A 13,040-nucleotide genomic window follows, 5' to 3' on the forward strand; every position below is an offset into this window, starting at 1 on the left:
CGCCCTCAAAGACCGCGTATTGCGGCTCCTTGGCCCTTGTTATCCCGGCGCCCTTCATGTATAGGCACCGCATCCTAATGGGAAGCCGTAGCCTTCACGACTGCGGCTTCATTTATTCAATCGGTTCTTTCCCCGCAACTGTCTGCGGCAAATTGAACCCCGGCATCGCAGGAAGATTGTCATGAAGGAAGGCATCCATCCCGACTACCACGTCATCAAGGTAGTCATGACCGATGGCACCGAGTACGAAACCCGCTCGACCTGGGGTTCGGAAGGCGCTGTCATGAACCTCGAAATCGACTCCAAGTCGCACCCGGCCTGGACCGGCGGTAACCAGCAGCTGATGGACCGCGGCGGCCGTGTTTCGAAGTTCAACAAGCGTTTCGGCGGCCTCGGCCTCTAATTCGCATCCGCTTGGCGGAATATTCAAAAGCCCGGTCTTGTGCCGGGCTTTTTGTTTTTCGGGTCTGTACCGGTGAGCAAACAAAAAACCGGCCGCGCTGCCGCAGCCGGTTCCATGAAATTCTATGATGGATGCCAGATCAGTTGTTGCCGAAGGCCGTCTGCAGCAGGGAAAGCTGAGCCTGGACGCTGTTCTGGTTGTCCGGGACGATCGCAGCTTCTGACGGGCGATAGATTTCGCGGTCGAGCAAGGCGATGCGGTTCTGCAGGCGAAGCGAGCGCTCTACGAGATCGCGGAAGGATTCCGGCAGGTCGCCCCAGCCCGGAGCGTTGCGGTCGACATTAAAGCCGTCGAGCCGAACCTTGTTCTTCTCGGCCAGAACCTGATCGCGAGACATCTCGCCATTGTTGACGGCGCGTTGAAGGAGCAGCCAGGAAGCCATCTGCATGAGGCGGGTGGTCAGGCGCATCGATTCAGCCGCGTAAAGGACCGAGGCCATACGCGGCAGCACCTTGGAGGCTGCGCGGCCCTGGCCGTCGAGGTAGGATGCGGTTTCTTCGACCAGCGACATGCCCTCTGCATACAGCGTCTTGAACTGCGAGGATGCGGCAGCGCGGCCCGCAAAACTGATTGTATTCAATCCAAGTTCCGACATCTAAAGAATCCCTGTTGCACGCATCTACTATCAGGTAACGCCGGTTTCCGCGGAAAAGTTTCCCAGGCCGGTCTTTATGATTTCAAGATGGTATCTTTAACCTAATTGCGCAAGCCGTTTCTTAAGAAAAGGTTAATCTCCACAGTTTCGTGGAAAGATCTAAGGCAGCGCGAAAAAGAAGAGCCGCAAAAGCGGCTCTCAAGGTAAAACAGGGAGAAAAATCAGACCAATTCACCGCTTGGAAAACTGTCTGAGGTTCAGAAGGATCTGAACAGTTTGAGTAATATCTTATAAAGCTTAATTTTTTATTAATGTCGTTCCAATTTAAGACTTAGTGAAAGTAATTTCGAAGCAATAGTTGCTCGTTCACAGTCTTATGATCGGAAAAGGCTTTCGGCGGCAAGCCGGCCGGAAGCCTTCTTGGCTGCCTCGGCTTCGAGCCGCGCGATCTCGGTTTTCAAGAGTTCCACGCGCGCCTTCAGCTCGTCCACCGAAAGCAGGGAGAGATCGGAGCCGATCTCGTGTGCGGTCTTCTTCTGCGGCCTGTCGTCATCCATCAAGCTCATTGTCGCTCCTCCTTTAACCGTGTCGCGATCTTCCAGGTTCGCCTCCACGCTTTAAGTCTCCGTTTCCGGCATGTCGTTATAGCAAAACCGCTGCACAGTTTTGCGCAACATGCGTCAGTTCGTCAGCCGAACTTTACAGCAGGATCGCCGGTTTCGGGAGACTTGTTGGAGCCGCGATCGGCAAGCGACATGCTTTGCGGCGTGAGAGTAGGAGATGTTGCTGTCGGGATCGTCGTATAGGCATCGCGGTCGCTTGCCGGAATGGCTGCGCGAATGCGGCTCCTGACGATGGCATAGCCGGTAATCAGAAGATGGGCGAGCGCCGTCACCAGGAAGAGCGCATGCGGGCTGATGATCGACATGACCGGACCGCCGATCGTCGGACCGATGACGGTGCCGATGCCGTAAAGAAGCAGCAGGCCGCCCGAGACCTTTACGAAATCCTCCGACGCGGCAAAGTCGTTCGCATGGGCGACGGCGATCGGATAGAGCGTATTGGCGACGGCGCCGTAGAGGATGACAAGGCCGATCAGGAAGACAGGGGATGAGGGGTGCAGCACGAAGATCAGGAGGCCGGCGAGCGCTGCGATGGCTGACATGGCCGCCAGCACATAACGGCGGTCGATGCGATCGGAGAGGCGCCCAGCCGGAAGCTGCATGATGGCACCGGCAAAGATGGTGGCACTCATCATCACCGCAATCGAGGTGTCGGAGAGGCCGGCACCCGCGCCGAAGACGGCGCCGAGTGTACCGTAGGCACCGTTGGCGATGCCGACGAGCAGGATGCCAAGGCAGGAGACGGGCGAATTGCGATAGAGCGCAGGCAGATCGAGTTTCACCGCTTTCAGTGGCTGCGGCGAAGCGGCGGTCGAGAGCGTCGTCGGTAGCATGGCGATGCAGTAGAAGATGCCGCAGATCATGAAGAGCACCGGTGTGCGCACGTCTTCCAGCGGAATCATCAGCTGGCCGCCCACGACGCCCAGAAGGGTGATGCCGATATAGAGCGAGAAGATCGCGCCGCGGCTTTCATTGTTCGCCCGCTCGTTCAGCCAGCTTTCGATGATCATCGAGGTGCCAGCGGTTGAGAAGCCGGTGACAGCGCGCAGGATGACCCACCAGACCGGGTCGATAATGATGCCGCTGACCAGCGCGATGATGGCGATAATGGCGATGAAGCCGGAGAAGGCGCGTACATGGCCGACGCGGCGCACCATCTTCGGGGCGACAAGGCAGCCGATGACGAAGCCCGCCGCCCAGGACGTGCCGAGCAGGCCCAGTGTGGTCGTTGCATAACCTTCCAGGTTTCCGCGTACGGGAAGCAGAATGCCCTGCAGTCCGTTGCCCATGAAAAGGAAGAGCGTGCCAAAGAGCAGCGCAGCGACGGACAGCAGATTTCTTGTCATATCCCCAGACTCGGCGTGTTCGCTTTGAAAAAGGACATAAGGCGAGACCTGTATCTGCCCAGTCCATAAGAATGTTGATTGTGTCCCGGAATGCCTTTACGGCGAGTAGATATTCTCTGTTCGCGTGAAAAAATGTCCGTCCTGTGACATTCTGATAGATGGAAAAAATAAAGCCATGACAAAGCTGATAGCTTTGCTGCTCATCCTTGCCATGGCAATCCAGATCATCAAGCCGCTCGGCTATCCGGGGCTGCGCCGCCGGATGGATTTCTGGAAGATCGCGCTGATTGCCTTTGCCATCTGGGCGGTGGCGCTGCTGGCGCGCGATTTCCTGGTGCAATAGGCAGGTTCAGCCCTGCAGGATGATCTCGCCTTTCATGACCGGCACGCAGGTTCCCGAGATCGTCACGTCGGTGACTGTGCCGGCCTTCTTGACCACATCAAGTTCGATGATGCTGCGCCGGCCCATTTCCACACCCTGTTCGATCGTCACGTGCCGGCTGATGTCCGCCTCCGGCAGGAGTGAGACGAGATAGGCGGAAAGGGCTGCCGAAGCGCTGCCGGTCGCCGGATCTTCGATGACGTTGTCCAGCGGCGCGAACATGCGGGCGCGGATCTTCCATGGCGTAGCGGAGGGGCGAACGTAGAGAAACAGAGAGAAATCATGGCTGCCGGTCATAGACTTGGCCGCAGCCTGGAAGCCGTTGATATTAGGGCTTGCCGCGGCCAGAGCCTCGAGGCTTTCGAGTTCGGCAACGGCAAATTTCAGGCCGACGGAGACGACGACCGGGGCATGCGTGTTCTTGCGGATCGACGCCGGGTCGATGGAGATGCAGCTGGCAATGACCGCATCGGGTATCGTGTCTTCTACTTCAAGCGGTCGTGGAGCGCGGATCGTCGCTGCGGTGACACGACCTTCGCTGCGCTGCAGGGCGACCTCAACGAGGCCGGCCTTCTCCTCGAACCGCAACGTATCGCCGATGGGGCGGCCGAAGATTTCACTCTGCTGACCGAGTACATAGGCGGTGCCGACATTGGGATGACCGGCAAAGGGTATCTCCATCGTCGGCGTGAAGATGCGCACCCTTGCCGTGTTTTGAAGGTTTTCCGGAGGAAGCACGAAGGTGACTTCTGAATAGCCGAATTCGGCGGCGATCTTCTGCATTGCCGCGTCGCTGATGCCCCTGGCGTCGCTCATGACCGCGAGCGGATTTCCCTCGAAGCGGGTGGAGGTGAAGACGTCGACGGTGATGTAGGGCAGGCTGTTCATGGCGGCTCCAATGGTTAAGGCGCCATGATTAGCGAGGCCAGCGATTGCGGCGAAGGATTATCTTGTCGCCATGACAAATCGCCTTCGCGACAGGCAGGCACAATAAAACAGGCGGCGAAGATGTTCGCCGCCTGTCTCATTCTCTCAAGCTTCAAAAGCTCATGCAGCCTTTTCGAGTTCGGCCTTCCAGTTGCCCTTGGCGGCGAGGCTGTTCATTTCGGCGCGATGAGAGAATTCGCGCTGGCCGGCGGCGACGTTTTCCTGCTTGCCGTTCCAGGCCTTGAGCGCGCTGTCTTGCAGGGCGCGGCCATAGGAGAAGGTGACAAACCAGGGCAGCTCATAACCGGAGTTGATTGCGGAGAGATGGGCGGTGGCCTCTTCCGTGGTTTGGCCGCCGGAGAGGAAGGCAATGCCTGGAACGGACGAAGGGACCGTGCGCTTCAGGACCTGGACAGTGCGCTCTGCAACTTCGGCGACGGAGGCCTTGCGGGCATTCTTGCCGTCGATGACCATGTTCGGCTTCAGGATCATGCCCTCGAGGCTGACACGGGCATCGGCCAGTTCCTCCAACACGATGCGCAGCGTGGCCTCAGTCACTTCGGCGCAGCGGTCGATATTGTGGTCGCCCGGCTTGCCGTCCATTAGGCATTCCGGCTCGACGATCGGCACGATCTTGGCTTCCTGGCAAAGCGCGGCATAGCGAGCCAGCGCCTGGGCATTGGCGCGGACGGAACCGCGGCTCGGCAGGGTCTGGGAGATGGCGATGACGCCGCGCCACTTGGCGAAGCGGGCGCCTGCCTCATAATATTTGGCAAGGCGATCTGCGAGGCCGTCGAGGCCTTCGGTAACGGTTTCACCCGGGTATTTTGCCATCGGCTTGGCGCCGATGTCGACCTTAATGCCCGGGATGCTGTCGGCAGCCTTGATGATGTCGACGAAGGGCGTGCCGTCGGCGGCCTTCTGATACAGGGTTTCCTCATAGAGGATGACGCCGGAAATGTACTTCTTCATCGCTTCGTCGGAGCGGAAGAGCATCTCGCGATAATCGCGCCGGCTGGTTTCGGTCGATTCAAGATTGATCGCGTCGAAACGCTTCTTGATGGTAGCGGTCGATTCATCGGCTGCAAGCAGGCCCCGACCACCAGCAACCATCTTAACTGCAATGTCTTCCAATCGTTCGCTCATCTCGTTCTCTCCACAATGAAACCCGGTAGAATTGATAATATAGAACCCGGATAACAGAAGTTTATAGGGAGAAAAAAGGGAGTGCTAAGTCATTGAAACGATTGAAATGATTTCAATCGTTTGAAAGTTCGGGAATTTTTTCTCTTTGTGGGCAAAAGACCGCGGAAGCGTTTGCTCCGCGGTCTATCCTGCTGGAATATCTGCCGAATCGGCTTATCGGTTAGCGGAGAGAACGGCCACACCCGGCAACTCCTTGCCTTCCATCCATTCAAGGAAGGCGCCGCCCGCGGTCGAAACATAGCTAAACTCTTCGGCAACGCCGGCATGGTTCAGCGCCGAGACCGTATCACCACCGCCTGCAACTGACGTGAGCTTGCCGGCCTTGGTGCGTTCGGCGGCGTATTTCGCGGCCGCGACGGTCGCTGCGTCGAAGGGCTCGATTTCAAAGGCGCCGAGCGGACCGTTCCAGACGAGCGTAGTGGCGCGTTCGATCCAAGCCTTGACGGCATCGACCGACTTCGGACCGACATCGAGGACCATGGCATCGGCCGGAATCGCCTCGATGGAGACGATCTCATTGGCAGCACCTGCCTTGAACTCACGGGCAACGACGCCGTCTTCCGGCAGGACGATCGCGCAGCCGGCGGTGGCGGCTTCGATCATAATCTGCTTGGCGGTATCGGCGAGATCATGCTCGCAAAGCGACTTGCCGACATCGGTGCCGCGGGCGGCGATGAAGGTGTTGGCCATGCCGCCGCCGATGACGAGCGCGTCGACCTTCTTCACGAGATTCATCAGGAGGTCGATCTTGGAGGAGACCTTGGCGCCGCCGACGATTGCGACGACCGGACGGACCGGGTTGCCGAGGCCCTTTTCCAGTGCCTCGAGCTCAGCCTGCATGGTGCGCCCCGCATAAGCCGGCAAATGATGGGCAAGACCTTCGGTGGAGGAGTGGGCGCGGTGCGCGGCCGAGAAGGCGTCGTTCACATAGATATCGCCGTTTGCGGCGAGCGCCTTGGTGAAATCTGGATCGTTCTTTTCCTCGCCCTTGTGGAAGCGGGTGTTTTCCAGGAGCAGGATATCACCATTGTTCATCTTCGCGACGGCGGAAGCGGCTGCCTCGCCGATGCAGTCGGATGCTGTCAACACGGCATGGTCAAGCACCTGCTCGACGGAGGGGGCAACCAACGAAAGCGAGAATTCAGCCGAGGGGCCATCCTTCGGGCGGCCGAAATGGGCGAGCAGGATGACCTTGGCGCCCTTTTTCGACAGTTCAAGGATCGTCGGTGCGACGCGTTCGATGCGGGTCGTGTCCGTAACCGTGCCATCCTTGACCGGGACGTTGAGGTCGACGCGGACGAGAACGCGCTTGCCGGCGATATCGTTGAGGTCGTCGAGGGTCTTGAAAGCTGCCATGGGAGGATCCGTTCGTGGTTGGCGTAAATTGCGCCGACCATAGCAAGGATCGGGGGAGACGCAAGGCAGTCGGGGGCCGTTTTAGCGCGGGCTTTCGTCACGTCCGGCGGCGCTTTCCGCAGCCGTTGCCTCATGCTTTTTGCGGCCCTTCATACGCTCGCGGGTGCGCTGGATAATCTCGCGCAGATTGATGAAGATCGGCAGCGTAATGGCTGGCTCCACGGCCTCGAGCGACATGCCGACGGAGGTGATGTGATCCTGGTCGTCGAGGTCGCGGACGATGAGGATGAGCGAGCCGAGACGGACGCGATCGGCATAATCCGCCTTGCCGCCGAGACGCTGTTTCATCAGTTCGGCGATCGTCAGACCCTTTTCGGATTCGTTGAGCAGGCCTGGACCATAGGCGGCATCGAGATCGGCTGCGGGACGGGCCGGCGACAGCGCAAAGGCGCCGAAGAATTCCGCATCGTCCTCATCGACGGGTGCGCGGCTGGCGAAGAGCCGGTCGAGCAGGCGCGAATAGCTGGGTGCGATGAAAAGGTAGACGAGATCGTTTTCCCGGAGGCGGCCGGCATATTGATAACGCATCGACTTGCCGTCGCGGATCACGAGCGAGGGTGCTGCCCAGCGTGGGATGCGCTCGCCGCGCAGAACCGGGCTGTCCTTGACGACGCGATAGGAAAGCAGCTCGTGATTGGCGGCGCCCGGCAGGTCGACCTCAACCTTGTCGACCGCGCCGATACGCGGCGGGATGATTAGGCCGAGGCGCTTGGCAACCGGTTTGATCGTCCAGCCCTGTACGAGCAGCGAGACGAGCACGATGATGAAGGCGGTGTTGAAATAGATCTGGCTATGCTGCAGCCCGCCGAGGATCGGCATGATGGCAAGCAGGATGGATACGGCGCCGCGCAGGCCGACCCAGGCGACAAAACCGATTTCCTGCTGCGTATAATCGAAAGGCAGCAGAGACAGCCAGACGGCGAGCGGCCGGGCGACGAAGATCAGAAACAATGCCAGCAGGATCGCCGGCACGATGATGACAGGAAACTGTGAGGGCGTCGCCAGCAGGCCGAGCACGAGGAACATGATGATCTGGGCAAGCCAGGTCATGCCGTCCTGAAAGCGTCTGATGGTACCGATCGCCTGCATCTTGCGGTTTCCTGCATAGATGCCGGCGACATAGACGGCAAGGAAACCGCTGCCGCCGACAGCACCGGTGAAGGAGAAGACGAGCAAGGCGAGCGCCAGCACGAAGATCGGTGTCAGGCCACGATCCGTTTCCAGCCGGCCGGCGATCAGCACGATCATCATGCCGCCGAGCAGGCCGAGGATGACGCCAAGGCCCATCTGCTGGATGAACATGGCGAGCATGCCGATATTGATGCCGGCGTAACGTTCGCCGCTCGCGAGAACCTCGACCAGTGCGATAGTCAGGAAAATCGCCATCGGGTCGTTGGTGCCGGATTCAACTTCTAGCGTGGAACGCACCTTGTCTCTGATATTGATGCCGCCGATGCGCAACAGGAAGAAGACGGCGGCGGCATCGGTGGAGGCAACGATCGAGCCGAGCAGCATGCCCTCCAGCCAAGTGAAGTTGAGCAGCCAGCGGGCGGCGAAGGCGAAGAGTGCTGCGGTCAGAAGCACGCCGATCGAGGCCAGCGTCAGCGACGGCACCGCGGCGATGCGGAAGGCCTGCATCGGCGTGCCGAAACCGGAATCGAAGAGGATGATCGCAAGGGCGATCGAGCCCAGAACATAGGCCAGATAGTTATTGCTGAATTCGATGCCGAGACCATCGACACCGGCGGCAAGCCCGATCATCAGGAACAGCAGAAGGAGGGGGGCGCCGAAGCGGAAGGCGAGAAGGCTCGAAAAGGCAGCAAGAAGCACAAGCGCTGTCGCAACGAGCACCACTATGTAAAACGCTTCCATGCCCTACCCCTTTCGCCTCATCACGCCATCCCGAAGCCGCCCCCGGCCTGTCCCTTGCCCCTCCGCGCCCAGTGCGATCTTTTAGTAAACGGCAAAATACAGCAGAAGGGTAGGCCTTGCGGCTTAACCTCTACTGCATCGCTGCATCATGCTGCTGGACAGCCCTTGGGGTGAGGACCAGTGAAGAATGCTACGGGAAAAAGTCTGTATAAAGAATGTAGAAGCAATTCAGGCGAGAGGAGGGCGGATAGGCCGAGTGAGGGACTTTTTATTGAGCTGACCGCCAGAGACCGCTTTTATCTTTGCTCACCTGATATTGCTTCTGAATTCGATCCACCGGCGTACCGTCGTTCAGCGGCACTTTCTCCAACATATTATAGGTGCGAAAACCCATCTTCTCGTAATAGGCCAGCCCGCCAGTATTATCGGCGCGGATGGTCGCACGAATGACTTTGATGTTGCGCTCTTCGGCGGCAGAAAGCGTTGTCGCAAACAATGCGGTGCCAACGCCCGGTATCTTCGGGTTCAGGCGCGCGAAGGTTCCGATATCGGCCCAACCCTTGGGCAAGTCGCCGTAACTGCTGAGGAACTGGAAGCCGGCAAGCCTGGCTTCCGCTTGCGCCACATGGCATGCGAGGGGGAATTCTCCTGCTATGAACCAGTCGGCCAGCAGTTCGGGCGAAAAGGGATCCTCGAGGGCGGTCGTGCCGCCGGCTTCGATGATTTCATTGATAAGTTCGCTTAGCTCCTCCGCGTCATCAACAGTCGCCTTGCGAATAATCAGTTGCGCCATGCTCCTCCAGCCTCCGATCGATCACCCGAAATGAAAACGGCCCGGTTTCCCGAGCCGTTTCCTGATTTCTCTGCCGTCAAGCTTAGATGAGCTTGGCGAAGGCGACAGCCGTGTCGGACATGCGGCTGGAGAAGCCCCACTCGTTGTCGTACCAGGACAGGACGCGCACGAAGTTGCCTTCCATGACCTTCGTCTGATCGGTTGCGAAGATCGAGGAGTGGCTGTCGTGGTTGAAGTCGCGGGAAACGAGCGGCTCATCGGTGTAGCCGAGGATGCCCTTCAGCTTGCCGTTTGCAGCAGCCTTGATCGCTTCGTTGATTTCGCCGACGGAGGTGGCCTTTTTGGCAACGAACTTGAAGTCGACGACGGAAACGTTCGGCGTCGGAACGCGGATCGAAGTGCCGTCGAGCTTGCCCTTGAGGTGCGGCAGCACGAGGCCAACGGCCTTTGCGGCGCCCGTCGAGGTCGGGATCATGGAGAGGGCAGCAGCGCGGGCGCGATACAGATCCTTGTGCATCGTGTCGAGCGTCGGCTGGTCGCCGGTGTAGGAGTGGATGGTCGTCATGAAGCCGTGGTCGATGCCGACGGCGTCATCCAGAACCTTCACGACCGGCACGAGGCAGTTCGTGGTGCAGGAAGCGTTGGAGATGACCAGATGCTCCTTGGTGAGCTGGTCATGGTTGACGCCGAAGACGACAGTAAGGTCAGCACCATCGGCAGGAGCCGAAACGATGACGCGCTTGGCGCCAGCCGTCAGGTGAGCGGCAGCCTTGTCGCGGGCGGTGAAGATGCCCGTGCATTCCATCGCGATATCGACGCCCAATTCCCCATGGGGAAGGGTAGCCGGGTCCTTAATGGCGGTAACCTTGATCGGCTTGCCGTTGCCGACGGTGATCGTGTCGCCTTCGACCGTCACGGTCGCCGGGAAGCGGCCATGGATGGAGTTGTAACGGAGCAGGTGGGCGTTGGTCTCGACCGGGCCGAGGTCGTTGATGGCGACGACTTCGATATCGGTGCGGCCAGATTCGACGATGGCGCGAAGAACGTTGCGGCCGATACGTCCGAAACCGTTGATGGCAACCTTGACTGTCATGTGCATTCACTCCCTAGAGGTGGGGCTTGCTGATACTAGATGAGGAAGTGCCCGAAGGCACCCCCCGTTAATGCTTGGGCCGTTAAAGCTTGGCTTCCGCAGCGGCGACGACGGCGTCAGCCGTGATGCCGAAGTGCTCGAAAACCTTCTTGGCCGGACCGGATGCACCGAAGCCCTTCATGCCGATGAACGAGCCTTCCGGACCGATAAAGGCATCCCAGCCCTCGCGAACGGCAGCTTCGACGGCGATCTTGACCGGCGAGTTGCCGATGACTTCCTTGCGGTAGGCATCCGGCTGCTCGAAGAAGAGTTCGGTGCAGGGAACGGATACGACGCGGGTGCTGATACCCTTGGCTTCCAGCGTTGCGCGGGCGGCAACGGCGAGTTCCACTTCGGACCCCGAAGCGAAGATCGTGACCTTGGCGTCGGCATTGCCGGCGAGCGTATAAGCGCCGAGTTCGCAGAGGTTCTTCTCATTATACTCGGTGCGGACCGTCGTCAGGTTCTGGCGGGTAAGGGCCAGACCGGACGGACGATTCTTCGTCTTCATGGCAATCTGCCAGCATTCAGCCGTTTCGACGGCATCGGCCGGACGGAAGACCATCAGGTTCGGAACGGCGCGCAGGCTGGCAATCTGTTCGACCGGCTGATGGGTCGGGCCGTCTTCGCCGACGCCGATCGAGTCATGCGTCAGCACGTGGATGACACGAATGCCCATGAGAGCGGCGAGGCGGATCGGCGGGCGGCAATAATCCGAGAAGATCATGAAGCCGCCGCCGTACGGGATAAGACCACCGTGCAACGAGATGCCGTTCATGGCAGACGCCATGCCGTGCTCGCGGATGCCCCAGTGCATGTAGCGTCCGGCAAAATCCGTCGGCGTGATCGAATGCATCTGGCTGGTCTTGGTATTGTTCGACGGAGTGAGGTCGGCAGAGCCGCCAAGCGTTTCCGGCACGAAGCCGTTGATGACTTCAAGCGCATCTTCGGATGCCTTGCGGGAGGCGATCGTCGGCTTGGTCTCGGCGAGCTTCTTCTTGTAGTCGTCGATGGCCTTGTCGAAGCCTTCTGGAAGGTCGCCGGCAAAACGACGGGTGAACTCGGCCTTAGACGGCGACTTGGAAAGCGTCTCTTCCCATGCCTTAACGATATTGTCGGAGCGGGTGCCGGCAGCGCGCCATGCGTCGAGGATGTCGGAGGGAACGACGAAGGGCTCGTAGTCCCAATTCAGCGCCTTGCGGGTGGCAGCGATTTCGTCGGCGCCGAGCGGGTTGCCGTGCACCTTGTGAGTGCCCTGCTTGTTCGGAGCGCCAAAGCCGATGACCGTCTTGCAGGCGATGAAGGTCGGGCGGTCGGACTTGTGAGCGGCTTCGATCGCATCGGCGATGGCGGCCTGGTCGTGACCGTCGATCTCGATCGTGTTCCAGTGAACGGCCTTGAAGCGGGCAACCTGGTCGGTCGAGTCCGACAGCGATACGGCGCCGTCGATGGTGATCGAGTTGTTGTCCCAGAAGAGGATCAGCTTGTTGAGCTTCAGGTGGCCGGCAAGCGCGATCGCCTCATGGCTGATACCTTCCATCAGGCAACCGTCGCCATTGATGACGTAGGTATAGTGATCCTGCAGGTCCGGACCGAATTCGTCGCGCAGCTTGCGCTCGGCGATCGCCATGCCGACGGCATTGGCAATGCCCTGGCCAAGCGGGCCGGTGGTCGTTTCGATGCCGGTGGCGTGGCCATATTCCGGATGGCCGGCGGTCTTGGAGCCGAGTTGGCGGAACTGCTTCAGGTCCTCGACCGACATGTCCGGATAGCCGGTCAAATAGAGCAGCGAGTAGAGCAGCATCGAGCCGTGGCCGGCAGAGAGAACAAAGCGGTCGCGGTTCGGCCAGTGCGGCTTCTGGGGATCGAAGCGGAGATATTTGGTGAAGAGGACCGTTGCCACATCCGCCATACCCATCGGCATGCCCGGGTGGCCGGAATTCGCCTTTTCGACGGCGTCCATGGAGAGGAAACGGATCGCATTCGCCATCCGGTCGTTTTGTTCGCGTGAGGTCATGGCTTTTCCGCTAGTTCCGGGTTTGAGGATGGCCTCGAGCCTGCCAAGACCATCAATGAGAGCGGTCGAGACATAGCAGTTGGAACGGCCAAGTCAACAAAATGGAAGCCGTTTGGCGGCCGGGTGCGACGATTTTTGACATTTGACCGTTATGTTTTACAAAAGACAAATCTTGTGTGGCAGGCTTGTGTAAATCGCTCATCCACAGAATAGGGCAGGGGGTAGCCGAGGGGCTTTATTGACGCGCTCCAACCTAGCTGCATATCCT

General features: G+C 59.5%; 12 protein-coding genes. 2 read left to right on the forward strand and 10 right to left on the reverse strand.

What is annotated here, in order from left to right; all coding sequences use genetic code 11:
• Positions 1-181 precede the first annotated feature (181 nt).
• A complete protein-coding gene (rpmE, locus tag ACR9ZQ_RS29415; protein ID WP_007826526.1) occupies positions 182-403 on the forward strand; it encodes a 50S ribosomal protein L31 in 222 nt (73 codons plus the stop codon).
• A 139-nt stretch (positions 404-542) separates the two neighbouring features.
• Here rpmE and rcdA read toward each other — a convergent pair whose 3' ends face one another.
• The 3 genes from rcdA to ACR9ZQ_RS29430 all read right to left on the reverse strand — a co-directional run bounded on the left by rcdA (position 543) and on the right by ACR9ZQ_RS29430 (position 3,027).
• Positions 543-1,058, reverse strand: a complete 516-nt coding sequence (gene rcdA, locus ACR9ZQ_RS29420; RefSeq protein WP_310383509.1) for a protease adaptor protein RcdA — start codon at positions 1,056-1,058, stop codon at positions 543-545.
• 374 nt (positions 1,059-1,432) lie between these two features.
• A complete protein-coding gene (locus tag ACR9ZQ_RS29425) occupies positions 1,433-1,624 on the reverse strand; it encodes a DUF1192 domain-containing protein (protein WP_310383507.1) in 192 nt (63 codons plus the stop codon).
• A gap of 122 nt (positions 1,625-1,746) precedes the next feature.
• Positions 1,747-3,027, reverse strand: a complete 1,281-nt coding sequence (locus tag ACR9ZQ_RS29430; protein WP_113320874.1) for an MFS transporter — start codon at positions 3,025-3,027, stop codon at positions 1,747-1,749.
• A gap of 175 nt (positions 3,028-3,202) precedes the next feature.
• Between ACR9ZQ_RS29430 and ACR9ZQ_RS29435 the strand changes: the two genes are divergently transcribed.
• Complete coding sequence (locus tag ACR9ZQ_RS29435; protein ID WP_183850680.1) at positions 3,203-3,370, forward strand: hypothetical protein; 168 nt, start codon at positions 3,203-3,205, stop codon at positions 3,368-3,370.
• A gap of 6 nt (positions 3,371-3,376) precedes the next feature.
• Here ACR9ZQ_RS29435 and ACR9ZQ_RS29440 read toward each other — a convergent pair whose 3' ends face one another.
• The 7 genes from ACR9ZQ_RS29440 to tkt form a co-directional block, all read right to left on the reverse strand.
• Positions 3,377-4,297 carry a PhzF family phenazine biosynthesis protein gene (locus ACR9ZQ_RS29440; protein WP_310383502.1) on the reverse strand — a complete coding sequence of 307 codons (921 nt, stop codon included), beginning with the start codon at positions 4,295-4,297 and terminating at the stop codon, positions 3,377-3,379.
• 159 nt (positions 4,298-4,456) lie between these two features.
• On the reverse strand, positions 4,457-5,482 hold the full coding sequence (locus ACR9ZQ_RS29445) for a class I fructose-bisphosphate aldolase (protein WP_481429221.1): 1,026 nt from the start codon (positions 5,480-5,482) through the stop codon (positions 4,457-4,459).
• Positions 5,483-5,695: 213 nt separating this feature from the next.
• Complete coding sequence (locus tag ACR9ZQ_RS29450) at positions 5,696-6,898, reverse strand: phosphoglycerate kinase (RefSeq protein WP_481429222.1); 1,203 nt, start codon at positions 6,896-6,898, stop codon at positions 5,696-5,698.
• A gap of 81 nt (positions 6,899-6,979) precedes the next feature.
• Positions 6,980-8,830, reverse strand: coding sequence for a potassium/proton antiporter (locus ACR9ZQ_RS29455; protein WP_481429223.1), 1,851 nt, complete (start codon positions 8,828-8,830; stop codon positions 6,980-6,982).
• 268 nt (positions 8,831-9,098) lie between these two features.
• Positions 9,099-9,614: an N-acetyltransferase family protein gene (locus tag ACR9ZQ_RS29460; RefSeq protein WP_481429366.1), complete on the reverse strand. Its 516-nt coding sequence runs from the start codon at positions 9,612-9,614 to the stop codon at positions 9,099-9,101.
• Positions 9,615-9,705: 91 nt separating this feature from the next.
• Positions 9,706-10,716, reverse strand: coding sequence for a type I glyceraldehyde-3-phosphate dehydrogenase (gene gap, locus ACR9ZQ_RS29465; RefSeq protein ID WP_481429224.1), 1,011 nt, complete (start codon positions 10,714-10,716; stop codon positions 9,706-9,708).
• Between the two features lie 82 nt (positions 10,717-10,798).
• Positions 10,799-12,772: a transketolase gene (gene tkt / locus ACR9ZQ_RS29470; protein WP_481429225.1), complete on the reverse strand. Its 1,974-nt coding sequence runs from the start codon at positions 12,770-12,772 to the stop codon at positions 10,799-10,801.
• Positions 12,773-13,040 lie beyond the last annotated feature (268 nt).

This window comes from Rhizobium sp. KNZ14-9A, from assembly GCF_056755015.1.